The organism is Delftia sp. ASV31 (genome assembly GCF_016428765.1).
Taxonomy (GTDB): Bacteria; Pseudomonadota; Gammaproteobacteria; order Burkholderiales; family Burkholderiaceae_C; genus Comamonas; species Comamonas acidovorans.
In genome coordinates this window covers 1-23,726 of sequence record NZ_JAELTK010000032.1, presented here as the reverse complement: position 1 = coordinate 23,726, position 23,726 = coordinate 1, and the positions used below count along the sequence as shown (strand labels likewise).

Sequence of the window (23,726 nt, the reverse complement as noted above, 5' to 3'; positions counted from 1 at the left end):
ATGGGGATGCAAGGCTTCCCGTTATAGTGGCCATTGGTTCCATGACTGGAGCCATCTTTTGAAAAGATGGTGGTGCCAATTGAGCGCGCCTCCACCTCCAGCTCTATCCTCACTCCACCAAGGCAGGCATGGCAAAACCCTCCGTGTGCGCGGATCTCATCCTCCAGATGGACTGGCGCGGGCTGGGCGGAGACCGCACCCATCTCAACCGGGGCCTGTACCTGGCCATCCGCCAGGCCATAGACAGCGGGGCCCTGTTGCCGCGCAGCCGTCTGCCTGCCTCGCGTGACCTGGCGCGCGAGCTGGGCGTGTCGCGCAACACCGTCAACCACGCCTACGAGCAGCTGCAGGTGGAGGGCTATGTGCGCAGCCAGGTGGGGCGGGGCACGCATGTGGTGGACACCCTGCCCGCGGCCTTGCTGCTGAGCGGCGGGCGTGCGCCCGCACGCCGCGCCACCGCCGCGGCGCCCGCACCGGGCGGCGGCCTGTCTGCACAGGCGCAGGCCCTGCTGAGAACGGCCCAGGCCTCCGAGCAGCAATGGGGCGCCTTCATGCCCGGCGTGCCCGACGTGACCGAATTCCCGCGCGCCACCTATGCGCGCATCCACAACCGCCTGCTGCGCCACGCCGGGCCGCAACTGCTGACCTACGGCACGCGCGGTGGCGTGGACGCGCTCAAGCAGGCCCTGGCCGAGCACCTGCGCGTGGCGCGCTCGGTGGACTGCGGGCCGGGCCAGGTGCTGATCACCGAAGGCGTGCACCAGGCCATCGACCTGGTGGTGCGCAGCCTTGCCGATCCCGGCGACTGCGTGTGGATGGAGGAGCCCGGCTACTGGGGCATTGCCAATGTGCTGCGCATGCAGCACGGGCTGCACCTGCACAGCGTGCCCGTGGACGAGGAGGGCATGCAACTGCCCGAAGGCCTGCCCGCGCCCCGGCTGATTTTCGTCACGCCCTCGCACCAATATCCCCTGGGCGCCGTCATGAGCATGGCCCGGCGCCGTGCGCTGATTGCCTATGCGCGCCGCGTGGGCGCCTGGATCGTGGAGGACGACTACGACAGCGAATTCCGCTTCTCCGGCAGTCCCGTGCCCAGCATGCAGGGCATGGAGGAAGGTGCGCCCGTGATCTACATAGGCACCTTCAGCAAAACCCTCTATCCGGGGCTGCGCATGGGCTACATGGTGCTGCCACCGGCGCTGGCCGAGCCCCTGCGGCGCATCCATTCCGAGCTGTACCGCGAGGGGCACCAGCTGCCCCAGCAGGTGATTGCCGAGTTGATCACCGAAGGCCACTACGCCGCCCACATCCGCAAGATGCGCCTGCTCTACGGCAAGCGCCGCCGCATGCTGCTGTCCCTGATCGAGCGCTACCTGGGCGCCGACCACCTGCCCTGGGTGGAAAGCAGCGCAGGCCTGCATTTCGTGATGCAGCTGCCGGGCCAGGACGACGATGTGGCGCTTGCCGAGGATCTCCGGCAGGCCGGCATCTTCGTCAAGCCGCTGTCGCGCTATTACGCAGGCCCGCACAAGCGGCGCGGCCTGCTGCTGGGGTACGCCTGCGTCTGCGAGGAGGAGATCGGTGCCGCCTTCTTCCGCATGCTGGCGGTGCTCGCAGTCCGGCATGGCCGGGGCTGAGGTTCTCTTTCCCAGCCCCTTTGCCTGACGCAGAAGGTTCCATGATCTCCATCCGCCCCGTTGACCCCCATGAATGGCCGCAGTACCGGGATATCCGCCTGCGTGCCCTGCGCGATGCCCCCGACGCCTTCGGCAGCACCTGGGCGGCAGAGGCTGCAAGGGCTGACCCGGACTGGGCTGCACGGCTGCAGGCCGCTGCTGCCGGGGGCAGGGACAGGGTGCTCTTCGCCGTCAACGGCGAACAGGCCTGCGGCCTGGTCTGGTGCAAGCTGTGTGCCGACGAGCCCGGCGTGGCCGACCTCTTTCAGATGTGGGTCGATCCTGCCGCGCGTGGCCGGGGTGCGGGCCAGGCGCTGCTGGCGCAGGCCGTCGCCTGGGCCTGGCAGATGGGCATGCGGCGTGTGCGGCTGGGCGTGACCGCAGCAGACTCTCCCGCCATGCGGCTGTATTTGGCGCATGGCTTCCGGGCGCAGGGCGGTCTGCAGCCGCTGCGCGAGGGCTCCGGATTGCAGGTGCAGGCCATGGCCCTGGACCGGGCCGGCGGCTGAACCGCTGCACAGCGCAGGCAGTTCCTACAGTCAGTCCCGGCCGTCAGTCCCTATAGCCCCGGGGCGTCCACAGGGCCGTCCTGCGTCAACCCGGCAGCACGGCCGGTGAGGGCAACTGCCGGGTCTTGGCCAGTTGCGAATTGCTGTAGCGCAGGTCGGTGGTGACCTCCGCGCCCAGCCAGGCGGGCGATGGCGGCTGGATATCCTCGCTCGCCAGTTCGATCTCGGCCGTGACCAGGCCGGCCAGGGGGCCTTCGAACACATCGACCTCGAAGTCGAAGCCGTCCACCGGCACGATGTAGCGCACCTTGTCGATAGCGCCATGCGCGCAGTGCTGGGCCAGCAGCGTCTCGGCATCGGCCCGCGGGATCTGGTATTCGAATTCGGCCCGGCTCATGCCGCGTGCCGGGCCCTTGAGCGTGAGAAATCCGGTGTCTCCGGCGATGCGCACCCGCACCCACATGCCGTTGTCGGCGATGTATCCCTGCGCCATGCGCACGCCGGTCAGGCCTGCCACGATGCCAGGGTCGGCCACCAGGTATTTGCGTTCGATTTCGAGAGCCATGCTGTTGCCCGTGCAGACAAAGGCGGCAGTCTATCGCGCCACCGTCGCCCTGCCCGGCAGATGGCCCGCCACAAACAAAAAGCCCCGCAGGGGAGTGCGGGGCTTTCCAGGGGGCGGTTGCCGGCCCGGGGGGCGGCATCCACAGCGCCTTACAGCGAGTCGATGAAGCTGCGCAGCTTGTCCGAGCGGCTCGGGTGCTTGAGCTTGCGCAGGGCCTTGGCTTCGATCTGGCGGATGCGTTCGCGCGTGACGTCGAACTGCTTGCCCACTTCTTCCAGCGTGTGGTCGGTGGACATTTCGATGCCGAAGCGCATGCGCAGCACCTTGGCTTCGCGCGGGGTGAGGCCGTCGAGGATGTCCTTGACCACGTCGCGCAGGCCGGCCTGCATGGCGGCGTCCACGGGAGCGGTGTTGTTGGTGTCCTCGATGAAGTCGCCCAGGTGCGAATCGTCGTCGTCGCCGATCGGCGTTTCCATGGAGATCGGCTCCTTGGCGATCTTCATGATCTTGCGGATCTTGTCCTCGGGGATCTCCATCTTGGCCGCCAGGATGGACGCATCGGGCTCGAAGCCGAACTCCTGCAGATGCTGGCGCGAGATGCGGTTCATCTTGTTGATGGTCTCGATCATGTGCACCGGGATGCGGATGGTGCGCGCCTGGTCGGCGATCGAGCGCGTGATGGCCTGGCGGATCCACCACGTGGCATAGGTCGAGAACTTGTAGCCGCGACGGTATTCGAACTTGTCCACCGCCTTCATCAGGCCGATGTTGCCTTCCTGGATCAGGTCCAGGAACTGCAGGCCGCGGTTCGTGTACTTCTTGGCGATGGAGATCACCAGGCGCAGGTTGGCCTCGATCATCTCCTTCTTGGCGTCACGGCTGGCGCGCTCGCCATCGTTCATGCGCTTGTTGATGCGCTTGAGCTCGTCCAGCGGCACGACCACGCGCGATTGCAGGTCGATCAGGTTCTGCTGCAGCTCCTGCACGGGCGGGATGTTGCGCTCGAGCACGTTGCTCCAGGGCTTGCCGGCCGCGACCTGCTGCACCACCCACTGCAGGTTCAGCAGGTTGGGCGGGAACTGGGCGATGAAGGTCTCCTGCGGCATGCCGCACTTGTCCACGATGATCTTGCGCAGCTCGCGTTCCTTCTTGCGCACGTCATCCACCTGGGCGCGCACGAGGTCGCACAGCTTCTCGATGGTCTTGGCCGTGAAGCGGATGGTCATCAGCTCTTCGGTCAGGGCCTTCTGCACCTTGATGTACGTGGGCGTGCCGTAGCCTTCCTTGTCGTACACCTTGTGCATCTTGTCGAAGTTCTCGCGCATGGCGTCGAAGCGGCGCAGCGCCTCGTTCTTGAGTTCTTCGAGCTTCTTGGTCAGCGCCTTGGAGCCGCCCTTGCCGTCGTCGTCGTCCTCTTCGTCGTATTCGTCGAAGTCTTCTTCGGCCACGTAGTCGTCGTTCTCATTGGCGTTGACGAAGCCGTCGACGATGGTGGAGATGACGACCTTGCCTTCGCGGATTTCCTCGGACATGGCCAGGATCTCGGCGATGGTGGCAGGCGAGGCCGAGATGGCCTCCATCATGTCCATCAGGCCGCCTTCGATGCGCTTGGCGATTTCGATTTCGCCTTCGCGCGTCAGCAGCTCGACCGTGCCCATTTCGCGCATGTACATGCGCACGGGGTCGGTGGTGCGGCCGAACTCGGAGTCCACCGTGGACAGGGCGGCTTCGGCCTCTTCCTCGGCTTCCTCTTCGGTGGTGGCGGACTGGCCCGTGTTGTTCAGCAGCAGGGTTTCCGCGTCGGGCGTCTGCTCGTAGACGGCCACGCCCATGTCGTTGAGCATGGAGATCACGACTTCCAGCGTCTCGGCATCGACCAGCTTGTCGGGCAGGTGGTCGTTGATTTCGCTGTGCGTCAGGTAGCCGCGCGTCTTGCCCAGCTTGATCAGCGCCTTCAGGCGCTGGCGGCGGGTGGACATTTCCTCTTCGGTCAGGACGGTTTCGTCCAGGCCGAATTCCTTCATCAAGGCGCGTTCCTTGGCCTTGCTGATCTTCATGCGCAGGGGCTTGACCTTTTCGGCCGGGGCCGAAGTGGTCTCGACCTCGACTTCCACTTCGGTCTCGACCTCGGACTCGCCTTCACCTTCGCCGTCGATGTCGCCATCGATATCGGACAGGTCGGCATCATCGATGTCGTCGCCGCCTTCCTTGGCCTTGGGCTTGCGGCCGCGCTTGGCGGGGGTCTTGGCAGCGGCGGTGGAGCTGGCGGCTGCCTTGGCCGGCGCCTTCTTGGCAGCGGCAGGCTTCTTTTCGGTCTGGGCGGGGGCGTCGTCGCCTTCGGCTGCCTTCTTGCGGCCGCGCTTGGGGGTCGCGGCGGCGAGCAGCTCGTCGGCCATGGCTTTGAGTTCGGCTTGGGACTTGGTTACCACGTCGGTATCTTTCTTTGCTTTGGCCGCAGATGCGGCGCTCTTCGGTCCTGCAGCGGCTTTGCCGGCACCGGCCTTGGCCGGGGCTGAAGAGGTTGTCGAAGTCTTGGGCTTCGCTGGAGCTTCGGGGGCCTGCTTGGACTTCACGGACTTTGAAACGGGCATGAACACCTCACGGTCAGGAGCGAACACACACAAAGGGAAACTCAAACAAGCGCCACCTAGGCGCACGCGCGGACGGACTAGGTCCGCCAGGGAAGCGAAAAACGTTCCAGGCAAGATGTCTGGGCGAACATTTGGTGTGCAGTCCTTGCGGGAAATTGGGCCGTGCAGTTGCTGCAATCACGTGAGTTCTTCACGGGGCCCGGTCCGGAGGTGCTGCTGTCGCTCTTGCCGATAGCCCCTAATTATATCTGCTTACCTCGATTTCAAGAGGAAGTGCGCATCTGGTTTTCCAGGGCCTGCTGTCGGGCAAAGAGATCGCGATAGCGCTGGGCGGCGCTGGGGTCCCGTGCCATGTCGCGCAAGGCTTCGTCGATCTGGGCCTTGATGTGGACGATGACCATGCGATTGAGGACATCACGCAACTCACGGCGCAGCTCGGGCAGTTCGCCCTCGGGATGCGCGTGGGGGCCGCTCATGAGCCTGTCTGCCAGCGTTTCGTGAGGCAGGCCGCGCAGTTGCTCGCGCAGCACGGCAAAGGGCCGGGCCCCGGATTCCTGGAACTGTGCCTCCATCCAGCGGAACATGGCGCCATGTTCGCCTGAGCAGTGCGCCAGTGCCTCGAAGTCCTCATGGGTGAGTTCTTCCATGAATTCCATGTGCGCCATGAGCAGGCGTGCCGCCTGGTCGGTGCGTGTGGCTGGCGCGCCACGCGGTCCCATGGGGGGCGGGTTGAAATCGGCCCGGCCATTCTTGTCCCAGGGCTTGCGCGGCCAGGGCTTTTTGCCGCCGCGCCCGGGCTCGCCGCTGCGCCAGCCGCCCGCGCCGCCGCCCTGGCTGCCCCGCTCGGGCCAGCCCGAAGGCGCGCCGTATTCGACAGGCTGGCCCCAGTCGGGCGCGGCCGGTGCATGGCTGGCCTGGCCCGGATGGGGGGCGCCGCCGGCCATGGAGCCCCGTGCCGGGCCGCTGCGGGCGGCTTCCTGCGACCACAGGTCCGAGAGATCGCGCGCATCCAGCTGCACGAGTTCGGCGATCTCGCCCAGCAGCTGGCGCTTGAGCGCGCCGTCGGGCAGGGCCGTCCACAGCGGGCGGGCATTGCTGGCCATGTGGGCGCGGCCTTCGGCCTGGCCCAGGTCGCAGCCTTCGCTGGCCGCCTCGATGAGAAAGCGGCTCAGCGGCAGCGCGTCGCCCACGTAGCGGGCAAAGGCTTCGCTGCCGTACTCGCGGATGAAGCTGTCCGGGTCGTGCTCGGCGGGCAGGAAGAGGAATTTGACGCTGCGCGTGTCGCTGGCATAGGGCAGGGCGGCATCAAGCGCCTTGCGCGCGGCGCGTCGTCCCGCCGCGTCGCCGTCGAAGCTGAAGACGACGGCTTCGGTAAATCGAAACAGTTTGTGAATATGGTCGGGCGTGCAGGCCGTGCCCAGCGTGGCGACGGCGTTGGCAAAGCCCAGCTGGGCCAGGGCCACCACGTCCATATAGCCTTCGGTGACCAGCGCATAGCCCATGTCGCGCAGGGCGGTGCGGGCCTCGAACAGGCCATAGAGCTCGCGCCCCTTGTGAAAGACCGGGGTTTCGGGCGAATTCAGGTATTTGGGCTTCTCGTCGCCGAAGACGCGGCCGCCGAAGCCGATGCACTCGCCCTTGACGTTGCGGATGGGAAACATCAGCCGGTCGCGGAAGCGGTCGTAGCGCTTGTCGTCGCCCTCGCCAACGATGACCAGGCCCGATTCTTCGAGCTGCGGATCGTCGTACTGCGGGAACACGCTGGCCAGCGACCGCCAGCCCGCAGGCGCGTAGCCCAGGCCGAAGCGCTTGGCGGTCTCGCCCGAGACGCCGCGGCGCTTGAGGTAGTCGATCGCCTGGGGCGATGCCTTGAGGTGCTTGCGGTAGGCGTCGCCTGCCTTTTCCAGCACGTCGGTGAGGGTGGCCTGTTTCTGCTTTTGCGCGGCCTGGCGCTCGCGCTCGGCGGGGCTGATGTCGTCCTGCGGCACCTGCAGGCCGACCTGGCCGGCAAGATCCTGCACGGCTTCGACGAAGCCCATGCCGGCATGGTCCATCAGAAAGCCGATGGCGTTGCCATTCTTGCCGCAGCCAAAGCAGTGATAGAACTGCTTGCTGGGACTGACGGTGAAAGAGGGCGACTTCTCGCTGTGGAACGGGCACAGGCCCATGAAGTTGGCGCCGCCCTTCCTGAGCTGCACGTAGCGTCCCACGATATCGACCACGTCGACGCGCGAGAGCAATTCCTGGATGAACGATTGGGGAATGGACACCCGCGTATTGTGCCTTCGCGGGGCCATCCGGCCGTGCCCCGGGGGCACTGGCCGGCGGTGCCCGGCCCTCAGCCCAGGCGCTGGAAGGTCAGCGTGAAGGCCACGCCATCGCGCGTGTTGTGCGCCTTGATCGTGCCGCCCATCTTCGCCATATAGGTCCTGGCCACGAACAAGCCCTGGCCCCGGTGCTCGGCGCTGCCGGCGGCCACCGGCTCCTGGGGGGCGGACACGCCCAGCTCGAAGATGCGCTCCAGCAGGTCCTCCGCAATGGTGGCGCCCTGGTTGTGCAGCGTGGCGCTGGCGGCGGACTCCGAGGCCGACAGCGACAGCGTGATGGCCGTGCCCGCGGGCCGGTAGCTGTCGGCATTGCGCAGGATGTGGGTGACCACGTCTTCCAGCGCAAACTCGTCGGCGCGCACGATCACGGCGCCCGTGACGCCCCTGTTCCCGCCCTCGCCCTCGCTCCCGCCTTCGTAGACCACGTTGGCAATGCCCGCGAAGTGCGCGTTGGCGGCCACGTGGGACAGGAAGGCGTTCAGGTCCAGCCGGCCTTCGGGCACGTTGGCGGCCTGCAGCGCCTCGGCCGGCGATGCCGTGCCGTAGAGCACATGCACGGCCTGCTGCATGCGCTGCACGTAGCGGTGGCCGGGGTCGTCGGGCCCGTAAAGCACCATCAGCGATTGCAGGGGCGACATGATCTCGTGGCCCACGGCATGCCACATGTCGCGTTCCTGCTGGGCGCGCAGTTGCTCGCGCTGCAGGTCGTCCTTCACGCGCTGCAGCAGGTCGGCCAGTCCGCCGGCCAGAATGCCCAGCTCGTCGGAACCACGAAGGTCCGACACTTCGAGGTCGCCCAGGCGCGGGCCGACATGGCCGTCCTGCACGTTGTAGGACACGGCGGCGGCGCGCCGGGTAAGGGCGGTCACGCGGCGGATCAGCCCCAGCTCGACGATCAGCCAGGCCAGCGCAATGGCCGCCAGCATGGCGCCCAGGTACCAGGACAGGCGCGTGGCCACGGCGGCCAGGCCCTGCTCCACATCGCGCGGGTGGCCGGTGAAGCTGACGGTGTAGTTGCCCGTGGGCGTGTCCAGGATGTCCTGGCCCGTGGGCACGGCCGGGGTCATGGTGGCGGCGGAGACGCCGGCCGCATCCAGCGGCAGCCAGCTGATCAGGCGCAGCAGCCAGGGTGCCGACGGCGCGGCCTGCACATCCACGCCCTTGAGGGTGATGGCGCTGGCCTCGTCGGCACCCACCTTGCGGATCTGCACGCGCTCGCCGGGCAGCAGGCTGCGCGAGATGTCGTTGAGCGAGGCCGCAAGCTGCGCTCCCGGCGCATTGCTGTCGAACAGCGGCGGCTCCGTGTCCCCGGGGGCCAGCATTTCCACGCGCACACGCATGCTGCCCAGGTCTTCAGGCGGCCAGACGGGGCGCACGTCCCTGCGGAACAGGGCTTCGCGGAACAGCTCGACCGGCAGGCGGATGGAGTAGTGCGTGCGGCGCAGGCAGTCGGCTGCAGGGGGGGTCTTGTCATTGCCCGCATAGCCCTGCACGCCAGGCGGCAGGTCGCGGCAATGGCCGTTCTGCCAGAGCCAGCCACGGAAATCGCGCACGGGCCGCGCGCGGGCCTCAAGCTGGGGCGTGCCGTTGTCCACAAAGCCGGTGAGCCGGCCGTGCTCGCCGTTGCCGGACTTGTTGCCCTGCTGCGGCATGGCCTCATAGGGGGCGATCCAGCGGTAGGTGCTGCCGCGCATGTCCAGCGTGATGCGGGCGCGGTGCGCCTGGGCGGGCTCGCGCGAGCCGCGTTCGCGCGGTGTCAGCTCGCCTGCGAAGAAGCTGCCCACCAGATAGATGAATCCGCCTGCGTAGGGATTGTTGCCAATGGCCGCGCACAGCGAGGCGCCATCGGGATATTGCACCGAGCAGCCGGCCATCTCCACGGCCTGCTGGGACTTTTGCGGATCGTCGAAGTCGATGGCCGCGTAGGGCAGCAGCAGCGGCGCCAGCGGCGTCACGCCCTGGCCCAGGTGGCCGGCGTTGAGCAGGGCCAGCCGGCCCGAAGGATGGCGCAGCCGCGCCATGACCTCGGCCTGGCTGCGCACAAAGCCGTGCTGGTAGGCCTGCCAGGCGCGTTCCTTCTCGTCCTTGAGCACCACCACGCTCAGCGCCACCGTGGCCACGGCCAGCAGCACGAACACGCCGCGCAGCAGGATGCGTTGGCGGAAGGCGGCCAGGCCCAGGCGCGGCACTTCCAGCCGGGGCAGCTCCAGCCTGGGATTGAGCAGGCGCTTCATGTGCGGACGGCGGCGCCGGCCTGGCCCACCCAGCGAAAGCCGCGCATGGGCACGTTCTCTATGCCTTCGAAGCCCGGGTCCACCTCGCGCAGGGCCTCGCGGATGGTGCTCACGTGCTTGCGCACGTTGTCGCGGTTGCGGCCGCTTTTGACCACCTCGAACAGCTCGTCGTAGGACACCACTTCGCCGCTGCGCTGGTGCAGCGTGGCCAGGATGCGCTGGGCCGTCAGCGGCAGGTTGATGCGCTCTCCGCGCCAGGTGGGCGTGCGCTGCCACAGCGGGTCCAGCACCAGGGCGTCGCCTGCGGGCGCTGCGGCGGCCTGCGCGGCCACGGGCGCCGCGCGCTGCGTGGTGCGCAGGATGTCGAGGAAAGTCTCGATGAAGTCCGCCTCCTCGAAGGTGGTCTTTTGCAGGTAGTCCCAGGCGTCGAGCGCTTTCATGATGCTGCGGTAGATGGCGGCCGGCATGGCCGAGACCACCAGCACCGGCGTGCCCTGGCCCAGCTTGTTGATGGCGTTGATCAGGGCCACGCCCGCATGGCGCTCGCGGCCCAGCTCGATGTCCAGGACCACGGCGTCGTAGTGCTCGCGCGCCAGGGCGGCCTCGGCCTCGTCGCGCGTGAACCATTGGTCGATCACGATGCCGCTGCGCGCACTGCGTATCCATCCCGCCAACTGGTTGCTGGTGGGCAGGTCGTCTTCGATCACGGCGATACGGGTCATGGGGCTGTGCAGGGGTGGGGTCGGGGGAGGCCGCCGTGGCGGTGTTCGCGGGATTATCTCGGCCCTGCGCCGGCCCGGGTGTGAGTTTTTCTTCCGGGGCCGGAGCGTTTGCGCTGCCGGTGTGAGCGCTTTGGTCCGTGCGCTGCGTTGTTGCTTCCGGGGTGGATCCGAACAATCGGTCCTCAATGAGCCACCCCTGTTTCCGGTGCCTCAGAAACAGCCAACAACAGCCAACAACAGCCATCACAGCCGAGAGAGAGAACACCATGAAAGCCACCTGGAACCGCATCATGCAGGCCCTGACGGGCCGCAAGTCCGCCCGCCTGGACGAAGCCGGCTCTGCCGCGCCCGCAGCCGGGTCCGATGCTGCAACGCTGCCGGGCAACGCGCCCCGCCGCCAGCCCGTGGACTGGGCAGTGCTGCTGCCCACGGCACGTACCGTGCGCTGGCTGGCCATCGGTGCCGTGGTGGTGGCGGCAGGTCTGGTGGTGGTGCGCAACCCGCCCGTGCAGCACCTGGAGCAGGGCACGCTGGGCGTGCGCCTGAACCAGTTCACGGGCTCCGTCAGCCTGTGGCGCGATGGCAGCGTGTGGGTTGTGCCGGGCCTGCACACGGTGCGCGTGTTCTCCCTGCGCGACCAGAGCTACCGCCCGGAGGCCATGCGCCAGGCCAATGGCAGCGCACCCCTGCAGTCGGTCGAGGGCCTGTCCCTGGGCCTGGACCTGAACGTGCGCTATGCGCTTGATCCCGCATCGCCCGCCGTCAAGGCCGGCAACCTTCCTCTGGACATAGGCGGCGACATCGTGGAGCCCGCCGTGCAGGGCCTGGTCTACAAGGTGTTTGCGCGCTACACCGTGCGCGAAATCTTCTCGACCAAGCGCGCCGAGATCGCCCAGATCATGGAGACCGAACTGCGCACGCGCCTGGCGGCCGACGGCGTGACGCTGCGCAGCATCCAGATCGGCAAGGTGGACCTGCCCGCCGAGTACCGCCGCGGCATGGACAGCCTGCTGGCCGAGGAGCTGGCCTCCGAGAAGATGCGCTACACGCTGGAGCTCAAGGACAAGCGCGTCAAGGAAACCGAGCTGGATGCCAATGCCGACAAGGTGCGCCGCGAAGTGGCCGCCGAAGCCGCCGCACGCGAGCAGGTGATTGCGGCGCGTGCCCAGGAAGAGGCCATGAAGCATGTGCTGCCCTTCAAGCAGCGCCAGATCGAGCAGCGCCAGCTGGAGGCCGAGGCCGAGCGCGTGGCCCGCGTGAAAGCCGCCGAGGGCAGCGCCCAGGCCCGCCGCATCGAGGCCAACGGCGAAGCCGATGCACGCCAGAAGCTGGCCGAGGCCGAGGCCTTCCGCATGGACCGCCTGGGCAAGGTCAACGCCGAGCAGATGGCGCGCGAAGGCACCCTGGTCACGCGCTACCCGCTGCTCATCCAGAAGACGCTGGCCGACAAGCTCTCGGACAAGATCCAGGTCATCATCGCGCCCCCGCCGACCAATGGCGACTTCATCGGCGCGGCCCTGCTGGGCGGCAGCCGCAATGCACAGGCCGGCGCAGCCTCCGTGGCGGCCGAAGATGCCAACGCAGCCGTTCAGGAGCAATAAGCCATGCTGACCGTATCGACCTTGGCCGCCGCAGCGCTGGCCACCGGCATGGGCAGCGCCATCGTGGTGCAGGACCAGGCCAGCCTGCGCGCCGCGCCGCGCGATGGCGCCCAGCAGCAGGCCAGCCTGTGGCAGGGCGAGGTGCTGGAGATCAGGGGCGAACGCCTGGACTACCTCCAGGTCTGGGACCACAAGCGCGAGCGCGGCGGCTTCATCCGCGCCGGCGATGTGCGCCGCGTGGCCATGACCGAGGCCGATGCCCCCGCCTTGCTGGCCGTGCTGCGCTTCGTGCAGGACACGCCCGGTGCCGAGGCGCTGGGCATCGGCCTGGCGGCCGCCTACCTGCAGGCCGCGCCCGCCAGGACCCTGGCCGGCGCCGAAGGCGCGCAGGCCTTCGACGCACTGGGCGGCTTTGCCGACCGGCTGGCGCGACGCGCCTCCGCCGCGGCGCCCGGCAAGGCCTCGGGCGCCACGCTGTCGGCCCACCTGGATGTGGCCAACGGCTACGGCCTGCGCTTTGCGACCTATGAGGTCGAAGGCCGCATGCAGGTCTGCTATGAAGGCGAATTCTTCCGCCGCGTGCTGGCCATGCCCGCCGCCGACGCGCCGCAGCGCGCCCGCGCCGCCCTGGCGCTGACACGGCCCGAATGCGTGGACCCCGATCTGCCGGCCCATGAGCGCGCCCGCATGCATGCCTGGCAGGCCGATGTGCTGGAGCGCGTGGACGTGACCGGCCTGCCGCCCTACCTGCGCGGCCGCGTGCAGATGCGCCGCGCCAGCGTGTGGGCGGCGCTGGCCTTTCAGCAGGCGCGCAAGAGCATGGCCGACCCTGCCGTGGCGGCATCGGCCGCCCGGGCGCTGGCCGAGTTCACGGGCGTCGGCAAGTCCGAGCTGCCCGATGAAGACCAGAGCGCCTACAACGACGCGGCCATGCGGGTGAGCGCCGTGCGCTGGGCGCTGTCGCCTGTTGCTGCTGCGGCTCCTGCTGCCGGAGCCCGCCCGACGCTGCTGACCGAGCCCGGTGCTGCCGGCGAAACCTGCGTGCTGCTGGTGGACGCCCAGCACGGCGCCAAGGCGCCTTTGCTGCGCCGCTGCACCTATGGCGTGGTATGGGCCGCATCGGCCAGCACCAACCGCGAGGGCACGGCCGTGGCCCTGGCCGTGCAGCCGCTGGAAGGCTGGCGCGAACTGTGGGTGCTGCGCAAGACCGAAGGCGGCTGGCTGGCCGACGTGCTGCCCCCGGCCGCCACCGCCCCGGAGACCGGCGTGGCCGAATGGGCGGGCTGGGTGCCTGGCGGCCAGCTGATGCTGGTGGCGCGCGAGGCCCGTGGCCAGGGCCGCTACCGCAAGAGCTTCGAAGTGGTGCGGCTGGACGGCCTGGCCACCGAGCGCGTGACCGGCGATGTATCGGCCCTGCCGCTGTTCCAGCGCTGGCAGGACCCGGCCTGGAAGCGCCAGTCCCTGAGCCTGCGCTGAAGCAAAAAAAAGCCTGCACCGGTGGGGTGCAGGCTCGTCTCCAACGATGCCTGGAGCGTTGCCAGGCGACTCCTCTAGGAACTCCTTGTTCACCTTCCAGCGGTGCTGGCCGGCGAATCCAAGCGGCGATTCTACGAGTGAAGCCGGGGCCGTGCGGCCGAGTCATCTGATAAATGATGTCTTATAGAGGACTGTGGTTGTGCAGTCGCCTGGGGGACAGGCTGGGGCGCGTCTGCAGGCAGGTCAAGTGATTGCTCTGCATAGGTATTTTCAATTTCCATGAAATTCTGAAAGTTGTGATGCCCTGCAAAGACCATGCATGCCGCTTTGGTTATCCGCGCCTGTGCGGTGGCGAGCCGGGTGGATGCGCATCAAGCTTGTGTAAGCCTGTCTTGCTATATCTTCAGGTTTCGCCAGCCTGCGGCGGCAGGCGGGCATCTCACCAGAAAACCCAGCGAACCGGAGACCACGATGACCCACATTTACGACCAGCATCTGGAGCGCAACAGCGCCAACCATGCGCCGCTCAGCCCCTTGGGCTTCATCGCCCGCACGGCCGAGGTCTATCCCGAGCGGCTGGCCGTGGTCCACGGCACGCTGCGCCGCAACTGGGGCGAGACCTATGCGCGCTGCCGCCAGCTGGCCAGCAGCCTGCACAAGGCTGGCGTGGGCAAGAACGACACCGTGGCCGTGATGCTGCCCAATACGCCGCCCATGGTGGAGGCGCATTTCGGCGTGCCCATGGCGGGGGCCGTGCTCAATGCGCTGAACACGCGGCTGGATGCGGAAACCATTGCCTTCATGCTGGACCACGGCGAGGCCAAGGTGCTGATCGTGGACCCGGAGTTCACGGGCGTGGTGGCCAAGGCGCTGAAGCTGCGCCAGCGCAGCGCGCCGCTGCTGGTGATCCAGGTCGAGGACGCGCTGTACGGCCCGGCCGCTGAGCAGGTGGGCAGCCTGGACTACGACGACTTCGTGGCCGGTGGCGATGCCGGTTTCGACTGGCAGCTGCCTGCCGACGAGTGGGATGCCATTGCGCTGAACTACACCAGCGGCACCACGGGCAACCCCAAGGGCGTGGTCTATCACCACCGGGGCGCGGCCATCAATGCCATCAGCAATGTGCTGGAGTGGGACATGCCCAAGCACGCCGTCTACCTGTGGACTCTGCCCATGTTCCATTGCAACGGCTGGTGCTTTCCGTGGACGGTGGCGGCACGCGCGGGGGTCAATGTCTGCCTGCGCAGGGTGGAGGCGCAGGCCATCTTCGACGCCATCCGCAACCACGGCGTCACGCATTACTGCGGCGCGCCCATCGTGCACGGCCTGCTGGTCAATGCGCCGGCCGCCATGAAGGAGGGAGTGCCCGCCGGAGTCAAGGCCATGGTGGCAGGCGCGGCGCCACCGGCGTCGATGATCGAGGGCATGGAGCAGCTGGGCTTCGACATCACCCATGTCTATGGCCTGACCGAGGTCTATGGCCCGGCCACGGTCTGCGCCAAGCACGCAGCCTGGGATGCGCTGGACATCGGCGAACGCGCGCGCCTCAATTCCCGCCAGGGCGTGCGCTACCACCTGCAGCGCTCGGCCAGCGTGCTCGATCCCGAGACCATGGAACCCGTGCCCCATGACGGCCAGACCATGGGCGAGATCATGTTCCAGGGCAACATCGCCATGAAGGGCTACCTGAAGAACCCGCAGGCCACGGACGAGGCCTTCCGCGGCGGCTGGTTCCACACGGGCGACCTGGCCGTGCAGCATCCGGACGGCTATATACAGATCAAGGACCGCAGCAAGGACATCATCATCTCGGGCGGGGAGAACATCTCGTCCATCGAGGTCGAGGACGTGCTCTACCGCCACCCGGCCGTGCTGGCCGCCGCCGTGGTGGCCAAGCCCGATCCCAAGTGGGGCGAGACGCCCTGCGCCTTCATCGAGCTGAAGGCCGGCGCGCAGACCACGGCCGAAGACATCGTGGCCCACTGCAAGAAGCACCTGGCCGGCTACAAGGTGCCGCGCGCCGTGGTCTTTGGCGAGCTGCCCAAGACCAGCACGGGCAAGATCCAGAAGTTCGAGCTGCGCCGGCAGGCCGGATCGGTCCAGGCCATCACGGGCTGAGGGCCGGGCCGCAGCGCGGGCAGCGGCTCAGTGTCCGGCCGTCTTGGAAAACAGCTGGATGACCAGCACGCCCGCCACGATCAGGCCCATGCCCGCCAGCGCGGGCAGGTCCAGCGTCTGGCCCTGCCAGAGCCATCCGACCAGGGAGATCAGCACGATGCCCGCGCCGGACCAGATCGCATAGGCCACGCCCGTGGGCACGGTGCGCAGCGTCAGCGACAGGAAGTAGAAGGCCAGCGCGTAGCCCAGGACCGTGACCACGCTGGGCCACAGCCGCGTGAAGCCTTCGGACTGCTTGAGGCAGGAGGTGGCCGCCACCTCGGCGACGATGGCCAGGCCCAGGTACAGGTAGTTGGACGCCATGCTCAGATGGCCGCGTAGCTGCCCGAGCCCTCGGGCCAGCGTGTGAGCACGTCGAAGCCCGTGTCGGTCACCACCACCATGTGCTCCCACTGGGCGGACAGCGACTTGTCGTTGGTGATCACCGTCCAGCCGTCGGCCAGTTCGCGCGTGGCCGCCTTGCCGGCGTTGAGCATGGGCTCGATGGTGAAGATCATGCCGGCCTCCAGCACCATGCCCTGGCCGGGCTGGCCGTAATGCAGCACCTGGGGGTCGTCGTGGTAGACCTTGCCGATGCCGTGGCCGCAGTACTCGCGCACCACGCTGAAGCGCTCGCGCTGGGCCACGGTCTGGATGGCATGGCCGATGTCGCCCAGCGTGGCGCCGGGGCGCACGGCGCGGATGCCGGCCAGCAGGGCCTCGTAGGTGGTCTCTACCAGGCGGCGCGCCTGGTTGGAGGGCTGGCCTACGTAGTACATGCGGCTGGTGTCGCCGATCCAGCCCTCGGGCGTGGTCACGGCCACATCGACATTGAGGATGTCGCCCTCGCGCAGGATCTGCCGGGCGTCGGGAATGCCGTGGCAGACCACGTGGTTGGGCGAGGTGCAGACCGACTTCGGAAAGCCGTGGTAGCCCACGTTGGTGGGCACGCAGCGCAGTTCGTCGACGATGAAGTCATGGCAGAGCTTGTCCAGGTGCTCGGTGCTGACGCCCGGCTGCACGTGGGGCACCAGCATCTGCAGGACACGGGCGGCCAGGCCACCGGCCTTGCGTGATTGCCCGATATCGAGGGCATCGTGCAGCGGAACGCCGCGCAGCTTGGCGCCCCTCATTGCAGGCCTCCGGACAGGCGCACGGGGCGCGGGCGGCGTGCTGCCGTATCGGCGGGAGCCGGTGCCGCCTCGGGCTCGCCCAGCTTCAGCGTGGCCGCGGCCTCTTGCAGCAGCAGGGCGCAGATGCCTGCGTAGTCGAGATGGGGATGGTGTTCGGCCAGCTGGCCGACACGCAGCCAATGCTCGGCCTGGGCGTTGATGGATCGACCCAGGGCCGCGCTGGACAGGCGGATCTGGTCGTGCAATTGGTCGGATATTTTGACGATTCCCATGGGGTGGCGATCATACGGGGAATATACGTTTCGTATATTGACAATCGCAAATCGCGGGCCCGGCGGCGGGGCATTCGTGCAGGCCTGCAGATGCAGGTCGTCATGTCGTCGTCCATGCTGCGTGACGGACGGGGCGGATGCTCTTGTGTTGATAGCGCAATGATCACGTCCGGCTGGCCATCCGGCAGGGATGATGTTTTTCCTGCAGAGCGGTCCTGTACAAGACTGGGCCTTGCGCGATCTGCGGTCTTCTATCAGATATCTGTTGCAGATCTGGGGCTTACCCCTAGCAAGTCGCCTGCTGCCCAAACTGACAAGAATCAAGACTGTCTGGAAGCGAATGTCCTGCAAGCCGGCGCATGGTGCGGCCGGCCGGGCCTTCCGGCAGGGAGCAGCAATGGGCAAGGAACAAGAAGCGGGTTCGGCAACGGGATCGGGCGGCGCGCGCATCGTCGTCGTGGGCGGTGGCGTGGCGGGGCTGGAGATTGCCACGGCGCTGGGCAAGGGGCGCACGGACGCCATCGGCTCCGTGACCCTGGTGGACAGCGACTCGGCCCATGTCTGGAAGCCCATGCTGCACACCATTGCAGCCGGCACGCGCGACCTGGCCCAGCAGCAGACCACCTACCTGGCCCAGGCCAGCGACGCCAGCTTTGCCTACCAGCCCGGCGAGATGTGCGGCCTGGACCGCGAGGCCCGCGAGGTGCTGCTGGCCCCCATCGAGGCGCCCGATGGCCGCGAGATCGTGCCGGGCCGGCGCATTGCCTACGACAGGCTGGTGATCGCCGTGGGCAGCGGCGCCAATGATTTCGGCACGCCGGGCGTGGACGAGCACTGCTTCATGATCGACTCGCGCCGCAAGGCCGATGCCTTCAACAGCGAGATCCGCTTGCGCATGGTGCGCTGCATGACCAGCGGCGAGCAGTTGCGCGTGGCCATCGTGGGCGGCGGCGCCACGGGCGTGGAGCTGGCGGCCGAGCTGGTGCAGCTGGCCGAGAGCGCCCGGGCATACGGCGCGCTGGGCGAGGCCGCGCGCTTCGGCATCGTGCTGATCGAGGCCGGGCCGCGCCTGCTGCCCGGTTTTCCTGAAGAGATTTCCGAAGCCACGCGCCTGCGTCTGCAGGCCCTGGGCGTTTCGGTGATCGTCAACGGCCGCGTGCAGTCGGCCAGCGAAGAGGGGTTCGTTCTGGCCAGCGGCGAGTTCGTCCCCGCAGGCCTGCGCGTCTGGGCAGCGGGCGTGAAGGCCCCGGCCTTCCTGGCGCAGCTGGGACTGGAGACCACGCAAGGCAACCAGCTCAAGGTCAACGGCCAGCTGCAGACCAGCGACCCCCATGTCTACGCCGTGGGGGATTGCGCCAGCTTCACCCTGCCCGGCGCCAGCGTGCCGCTGCCGCCCACCGCCCAGGTGGCGCACCAGCAGGCCCGCTATCTGGTGGAGACGCTGCCGCGCCTGCTGAAGGAGCCGGGTTTCCGTCCCGAAGGCTTTGCCTACCGCGACTTTGGTGCCCTGGTGTCATTGGCCCATTACGACGCCTATGGATCGCTGGGCAAATTCGGCCTGTTCAACGGCGGCGTGATCCGCGGGCGCATGGCCATGCTGAGCCACATCATGCTGTACCGCTCGCACCAGGCGCGGATCTACGGCTTTTGGCGCGGCGGGCTGCTGTGGCTGATCGATTTGATGAATTCGCGCCTGCGCCCGTCGATCCGGCTGGACTGAGCGGCCGGGCCCGGCATCAAAGCAGCCCCTCGATGGGAAGCCAGCCCAGCACGCGCAGCATCAGGCGCTTGAATGCACTGCTGCCGGGCTCGGTGGTGGTGGTGAGTGGCGCAGGCGGCGTGCCGCTTTCCGTGGTCCAGCTCAGGCGGCCCTGTGCATCGATCTGCACATGGTAGGCAGCCGCTGGCAGGCTCTGGTCGAGCATGCGGCTCATCTGCGAAGCCATCTCGGGGCTGTCGATCAGCAGGCCCATCTCGGTGTTGAGGTGGGCCGAGCGCGGGTCGAAGTTGAACGAGCCCACGAAGATGCGCTCGCCATCGACCGCAAAAGTCTTCGCATGCAGGCTGGAGCCCGAGCTGCCGGGGCGGCTGCCCGAACCCACGCCCGCCTTCCCGCCCGACTTCCCGCCCGAGGACGCGGCGGGCGACGGGGGGCCTTGCCGGGGCACGCCTGCATCGGCGGCGGGCGTGTCCGGCTCGCCGATCTGGCGTCGCAGCTCGTACAGCTGCACGCCTTCCTCGATCAGCGGGCGCCGGTACCGGGCATAGCCGGCGTGGACCACGGCCACATCGGTCGCCTCCAGGCTGTTGGTGAGCACGCGCACGGCAATGCCCTGGCGGCGCAGGCCGGCCAGGGCGCGCACACCGGCCTCGGTGGGCACGAAGTAGGGCGAGACCAGGTCCAGCTGGCGCTGCGGCTGGCCGATGGCGGGTGCCAGCTGGGTGATCAGCAGCCCCTGCCTGGGCACCTGGCCCAGCACCTTGGCCGGGTCGTCGCTGACCAGGGTGGTGCGGGCCCATTGCAGTGGCAGGCGGCCGGCCAGCAGCTCTTGCGTGAACGGGCTTTGCGCCACGGCGCGCACATAGGCCTGGGCCTCGGGGCGCTGCACCTCGGTGGCCAGGGCCTCGCTGGCGCGCGCCACCGCATAGTCGGGCAGCGGCGGCAGCAGGCTGGCCACGGGGTAGGCCGAGGCGCTGGCCCAGTACTGGTCGAACGAGTGCGCGATATCGGCCACCACCGGCCCCATGGCGACCACGTCCAGGTCGGCGAACAGCACGCCGTCGGTGGCCGCGAAGTACTCGTCGCCGATGTTGCGTCCACCCACGATGCTGGCCTGGCTGTCGGCCGTGAAGCTCTTGTTGTGCATGCGCCGCTGCGTGCGCGAGAAATCCGTCACATAGCCCAGCGCCTTGGGCGTGCGCTGCGCAAAGGGGTTGAACAGCCGCACCTCGATCTGCGGATGCCGGTCCAGCGCGCTGAGCTGCGTGTCCAGCCCCGCCGTGCCGCCGTCGTCCAGCAGCAGGCGCACGCGCACGCCCCGGTCGGCGGCCTGTCGCAGTTCGTCAAGCAGCAGGTGGCCCGTGGTGTCGTCACGCCAGATGTAGTACTGCACATCCAGCGTGCGCTGGGCCACGCGGGCCAGCAGGGCACGCGCCGCGTAGGCGTTGCGTGCATCGGAAAGCGCGTGGATGCCGGTAAGCCCCGGATGCTGGTCCAGCAGCGGTGCCAGCGCCTGGCCCAGCAGCGTGGCCTGTGCGGCCTCGGGCGGCAGCGCCGTGGATTCGCTGCGGCCGGCCAGCGGCGGCAGGCTGCAGCCTGCCAGCAGCAGGGCCAGGACGAGCGCCTGGGTGGTGGCAAGGGCGCGGCGCAGCAGGGGCATGGGGCGTTCGGTGTTGGCGGTGGTCAGTGCAGCCAGCGGATGAACAGCTGGATCACCGTGGCATTGACGATGTCGACGAAGAAGGCGCCCACCATCGGCACGATGAGGAAGGCCTTGTGCGAGGGGCCGTACTGGTTGGTGATGGCCTGCATGTTGGCCACGGCCGTGGGCGTGGCACCCATGCCGAAGCCGCAGTGGCCGGCGGCCAGCACGGCCGCATCGTAGTTGCTGCCCATGATGCGGAAGGTCACCAGCGCGGCATACAGGCCCATCACCAGGGTCTGGGCCGCCAGGATCACCATCAGCGGCGCCGCCAGCCCCGCCAGCTCCCACAGCTTGAGCGACAGCAGGGCCATGGCCAGGTAGATGGACAGCGAGGCATTGCCGAAGACGTCGATGGCCCGGTCGAATACCTGGAAGTGAAAGACATAGTCCAGCGTATTGCGGATCACGACGCCGCCTGCCAGCGCCCAGACGAAGGTGGGCAGGGAGAACAGGGTGCCGGCGGTGAACTGCGCCATGAACTCGGCAAAGCCCAGACAGCCTGCGAACAGGGCCAGTGTTTCTATGGCGGCGCTGGTGGTGATCAGGCGCGTCTGCTCGGGGTTCTCGAAGCCGCCGTGGCTTGCACTTTCGCCCAGCGGGGGCTGTTTTTCGGGGGCGGCTGCGGGGTCGTGCACGGCAAGCCTGCGGCGCGTGATCAGGGCCTTGGCCAGCGGGCCGCCGATCAGGCCGCCGATCACCAGTCCGAAGGTGGCACAGGCAATTCCCAGGGTGACTGCACCCTGGATACCGTATTCGCGCTCGAAAACCTGGCCCCAGGCGCCTGCCGTGCCATGGCCGCCCGTCAGGGTGACGGAGCCTGCGATCAGCCCGAACAGCGGGTCGAGCCCGAGCATCGTGGCCAGGCTCACGCCCACCAGGTCCTGCAGGCCGATGAAGACGGCGACCACGGCCAGGAACAGCAGCAGCGAACGGCCGCCTTCGCGCAGCTTGGCGAAATTGGCGCTCAGCCCGATGGAGGAGAAAAACACCAGCATGAAGGCCATCTGCAGCTCGCTGCTGAAGCTGAAGGTGTAGCCCAGGGCCTGGTTGAGCACGAACAGGGCGACGGCGACGACCAGACCGCCGGCCACGGGCTCGGGGATGTTGAATTCGCGCAGCAGGCGCAGGTGCTGCACCAGCCATTTGCCCAGCAAAAGGACGAGGGCGGCGAAGATCAGGGTGTAGTAGGCGCTGAAAGTCAGGTGCATGGCTTCCGTGTTCTGGTGGGCGGGCAAGGCAGCTCACCATACGATAGGCGGCATGCCGGGGGGGCGATGTCAGGATAGCCACTGATTCCGAGGCCTGCTGAAAGTGCCCTTCGGTCGTGCCCTGCGTCAGTGCCCTGTCAGCTGGCTACGGGGCCTGGCCGCCTGTCCTCGACGGTGAAGCGGGCCAGCGTGTAGATGCGGCTGTCGGCGCGCATGGGGTTGGCCACGGCACGCAGCTCGCTGGTCCAGCGTTCGGGCGTGATGTCTGCCAGGCCATAGCCGCGTTCCTCGCAGCGTGCGTACAGCACCTGCGGGTTGTGGGCGACGATGGCATCGACCTTGGCCTGTGTGGTGCCGCTGCGCGAGGTGATCGAGGTGCTGCAGAACTCGCTGGCCACGATGGGGTTGCGCCGTTCGGGCGCGGCCTCGGGATCGGCATGCACGGCACAGACGTAGTTCTGGTGCAGGTCGCCGCCCAGCAGCACGCTGTTGCGCGGCGTGGGCTGGGCGCCCGGCGTGAGGTGGCGCACCAGGCGCTGGCGCGCGGCCGGGTAGCCGTCCCAGCTGTCCGTGGCCTGCGATCCCGAGGGCGGCCGGTGCGCCGACAGCAGGGTGGGCTGGGCCAGGATGCTCCAGCGCGGCCCCTCGCTGCCCTGGTGGCGTGCGTCCTCGGCCAGTTGGCGGTACAGCCACTGCTCCTGGGTCCAGCCCAGGAAGCTGCGCGCCGTGTCCGACAGGGCGGCACATTGCGCAGGGCGCACGCTGCCCTTGTCTGCCTCGCCCTCGGTGCGGCAGGCCTGGGCGCTGCGGTACTGGCGGCCGTCCAGCAGATGCAGCCGGGCCAGCCGGCCCCATTGCAGGCTGCGGTACAGCTGCAGTCCGCCGCCGCCATGCGATGCGCCGGCGCCCGTCAGCGCACTGGCGCGCAGCGGCATGTTTTCGTAGAAGGCCTGCCAGGCGGCCATGCGCCGGGCCAGGAAACGCGCGGCATCGCCCTGGCCCTGGTCGCCCGCGTAGTTGTTCTCCACCTCATGGTCGTCCCAGCCCACGGACCAGTTGCACAGGGCATGCGCGGCCTGCAGCAGCGGGTCGCTCTTGTGCAGGGCGTAGCGGTCGCGGTAGTCCTGCAGGGTCTGCGCGGCGCGCAGGTTGTGCGTGCGGGCCAGGCCCAGCGTCATGGCGGGCGTGGCGTATTCGTAGATGTAGTCGCCCAGGAAGATCACCAGGTCCGGCGCATCCTGCACCACCTGGCGCCAGGCCGCGTAGTAGCCGTGCTCCCAGCGCTGGCAGGAGGCATAGGCCAGGCGCAGGCGCTGCGGCATGCTGCCGGGGGCGGGCGCCGTGCGGCAGCGGCCCGTGCCGCTGACCGCCTGTCCCAGCATGAAGCGGTAGTGGTACCAGCGGTCGGGCGCCAGTCCTCCCACCTGCACATGCACGCCGTGGCCCCATTCGGGCTGGGCCATGGCCTCGCCGCTGCGCACGATGTGGCGGAACAGCGGGTCGTGCGCCAGCTCCCAGCGGATCTTGAGCGCAGGCATGGCCGTGGTGTCGGTCTCGCCCAGCTGGGACAGCGGTGGCGTCAGCCGCGTCCACAGCAGCACGTTGTCGGGTTCGGGGTCGCCGCTGGCCACGCCCAGCGTGAAGGGGTTGTGCGCAGGCCGCTCGCCCAGCCGGGCCCAGGCAGGCAACTGGCCCAGCGCCGTGGCCAGGCCCGAGCCGACCAGAAACTGGCGCCGCGGTGCAGGGACGGAGGCGCTGAAGGGCAGGTGCATGGCGGTTCGGGGCAGGTGGCGCAAAAAAGCGGGGAAAGACGGGGCGTGGCCTTGGGTG

At 68.4% G+C, this 23,726-nt stretch carries 17 protein-coding genes; 6 read left to right on the top strand and 11 right to left on the bottom strand.

Features of this window, described 5'->3' with window-relative positions:
• The first annotated feature begins 128 nt into the window (after window positions 1-128).
• Both JHD82_RS13595 and JHD82_RS13590 read left to right on the top strand, forming a co-directional pair.
• Window positions 129-1,637, top strand: coding sequence for a PLP-dependent aminotransferase family protein (locus JHD82_RS13595; RefSeq protein ID WP_199136956.1), 1,509 nt, complete (start codon window positions 129-131; stop codon window positions 1,635-1,637).
• 41 nt (window positions 1,638-1,678) lie between these two features.
• A complete protein-coding gene (locus tag JHD82_RS13590; RefSeq protein ID WP_199136954.1) occupies window positions 1,679-2,185 on the top strand; it encodes an N-acetyltransferase in 507 nt (168 codons plus the stop codon).
• A gap of 85 nt (window positions 2,186-2,270) precedes the next feature.
• On the opposite strand, the gene JHD82_RS13585 is transcribed toward JHD82_RS13590, so the two are convergent.
• The 5 genes from JHD82_RS13585 to JHD82_RS13565 form a co-directional block, all read right to left on the bottom strand.
• The gene (locus JHD82_RS13585; RefSeq protein WP_199136952.1) at window positions 2,271-2,750 is read right to left on the bottom strand and encodes a CYTH domain-containing protein; all 480 of its coding nucleotides are present in this window, start codon (window positions 2,748-2,750) and stop codon (window positions 2,271-2,273) included.
• A gap of 149 nt (window positions 2,751-2,899) precedes the next feature.
• On the bottom strand, window positions 2,900-5,341 hold the full coding sequence (gene rpoD / locus JHD82_RS13580) for an RNA polymerase sigma factor RpoD (protein WP_199136950.1): 2,442 nt from the start codon (window positions 5,339-5,341) through the stop codon (window positions 2,900-2,902).
• Window positions 5,342-5,604: 263 nt separating this feature from the next.
• Window positions 5,605-7,638, bottom strand: coding sequence for a DNA primase (gene dnaG, locus JHD82_RS13575; RefSeq protein WP_199136948.1), 2,034 nt, complete (start codon window positions 7,636-7,638; stop codon window positions 5,605-5,607).
• A gap of 41 nt (window positions 7,639-7,679) precedes the next feature.
• Complete coding sequence (locus JHD82_RS13570) at window positions 7,680-9,902, bottom strand: HAMP domain-containing sensor histidine kinase (RefSeq protein WP_199136946.1); 2,223 nt, start codon at window positions 9,900-9,902, stop codon at window positions 7,680-7,682.
• Window positions 9,899-10,624: a response regulator transcription factor gene (locus JHD82_RS13565; RefSeq protein ID WP_012206841.1), complete on the bottom strand. Its 726-nt coding sequence runs from the start codon at window positions 10,622-10,624 to the stop codon at window positions 9,899-9,901. Before JHD82_RS13565 ends, JHD82_RS13570 begins: the two co-directional genes overlap by 4 nt.
• Before the next feature lie 266 nt (window positions 10,625-10,890).
• Here JHD82_RS13565 and JHD82_RS13560 point away from each other — a divergent pair, with 266 nt between their 5' ends.
• From JHD82_RS13560 to JHD82_RS13550, 3 genes are all read left to right on the top strand, one after another.
• Window positions 10,891-12,225: an SPFH domain-containing protein gene (locus JHD82_RS13560; RefSeq protein ID WP_199136944.1), complete on the top strand. Its 1,335-nt coding sequence runs from the start codon at window positions 10,891-10,893 to the stop codon at window positions 12,223-12,225.
• A gap of 3 nt (window positions 12,226-12,228) precedes the next feature.
• Window positions 12,229-13,701 carry a hypothetical protein gene (locus tag JHD82_RS13555; protein WP_199136942.1) on the top strand — a complete coding sequence of 491 codons (1,473 nt, stop codon included), beginning with the start codon at window positions 12,229-12,231 and terminating at the stop codon, window positions 13,699-13,701.
• Window positions 13,702-14,172: 471 nt separating this feature from the next.
• Window positions 14,173-15,819 carry an acyl-CoA synthetase gene (locus JHD82_RS13550; RefSeq protein ID WP_012206838.1) on the top strand — a complete coding sequence of 549 codons (1,647 nt, stop codon included), beginning with the start codon at window positions 14,173-14,175 and terminating at the stop codon, window positions 15,817-15,819.
• 27 nt (window positions 15,820-15,846) lie between these two features.
• Here the strand turns inward: JHD82_RS13550 and JHD82_RS13545 are convergent, their stop codons facing one another.
• From JHD82_RS13545 to JHD82_RS13535, 3 genes are read right to left on the bottom strand one after another with little or no spacing between them, the layout of a single operon-like run.
• The gene (locus tag JHD82_RS13545; protein ID WP_012206837.1) at window positions 15,847-16,182 is read right to left on the bottom strand and encodes an SMR family transporter; all 336 of its coding nucleotides are present in this window, start codon (window positions 16,180-16,182) and stop codon (window positions 15,847-15,849) included.
• A 2-nt stretch (window positions 16,183-16,184) separates the two neighbouring features.
• Window positions 16,185-16,991, bottom strand: a complete 807-nt coding sequence (gene map, locus JHD82_RS13540; protein ID WP_199136940.1) for a type I methionyl aminopeptidase — start codon at window positions 16,989-16,991, stop codon at window positions 16,185-16,187.
• Window positions 16,988-17,263: a ParD-like family protein gene (locus JHD82_RS13535; protein WP_012206835.1), complete on the bottom strand. Its 276-nt coding sequence runs from the start codon at window positions 17,261-17,263 to the stop codon at window positions 16,988-16,990. The genes map and JHD82_RS13535 overlap by 4 nt, the downstream gene beginning before the upstream one ends.
• Window positions 17,264-17,660: 397 nt before the next feature.
• On the opposite strand from JHD82_RS13535, the gene JHD82_RS13530 reads away from it, so the two are divergent.
• Window positions 17,661-18,983 carry an NAD(P)/FAD-dependent oxidoreductase gene (locus JHD82_RS13530; RefSeq protein WP_013801159.1) on the top strand — a complete coding sequence of 441 codons (1,323 nt, stop codon included), beginning with the start codon at window positions 17,661-17,663 and terminating at the stop codon, window positions 18,981-18,983.
• Between the two features lie 16 nt (window positions 18,984-18,999).
• Here the strand turns inward: JHD82_RS13530 and JHD82_RS13525 are convergent, their stop codons facing one another.
• The 3 genes from JHD82_RS13525 to JHD82_RS13515 form a co-directional block, all read right to left on the bottom strand.
• Window positions 19,000-20,643: a phospholipase D family protein gene (locus JHD82_RS13525; RefSeq protein ID WP_199136938.1), complete on the bottom strand. Its 1,644-nt coding sequence runs from the start codon at window positions 20,641-20,643 to the stop codon at window positions 19,000-19,002.
• Window positions 20,644-20,666: 23 nt separating this feature from the next.
• The gene (gltS, locus tag JHD82_RS13520; RefSeq protein ID WP_071956542.1) at window positions 20,667-21,896 is read right to left on the bottom strand and encodes a sodium/glutamate symporter; all 1,230 of its coding nucleotides are present in this window, start codon (window positions 21,894-21,896) and stop codon (window positions 20,667-20,669) included.
• 137 nt (window positions 21,897-22,033) lie between these two features.
• Window positions 22,034-23,668: an alkaline phosphatase gene (locus tag JHD82_RS13515; RefSeq protein ID WP_012206831.1), complete on the bottom strand. Its 1,635-nt coding sequence runs from the start codon at window positions 23,666-23,668 to the stop codon at window positions 22,034-22,036.
• Window positions 23,669-23,726 lie beyond the last annotated feature (58 nt).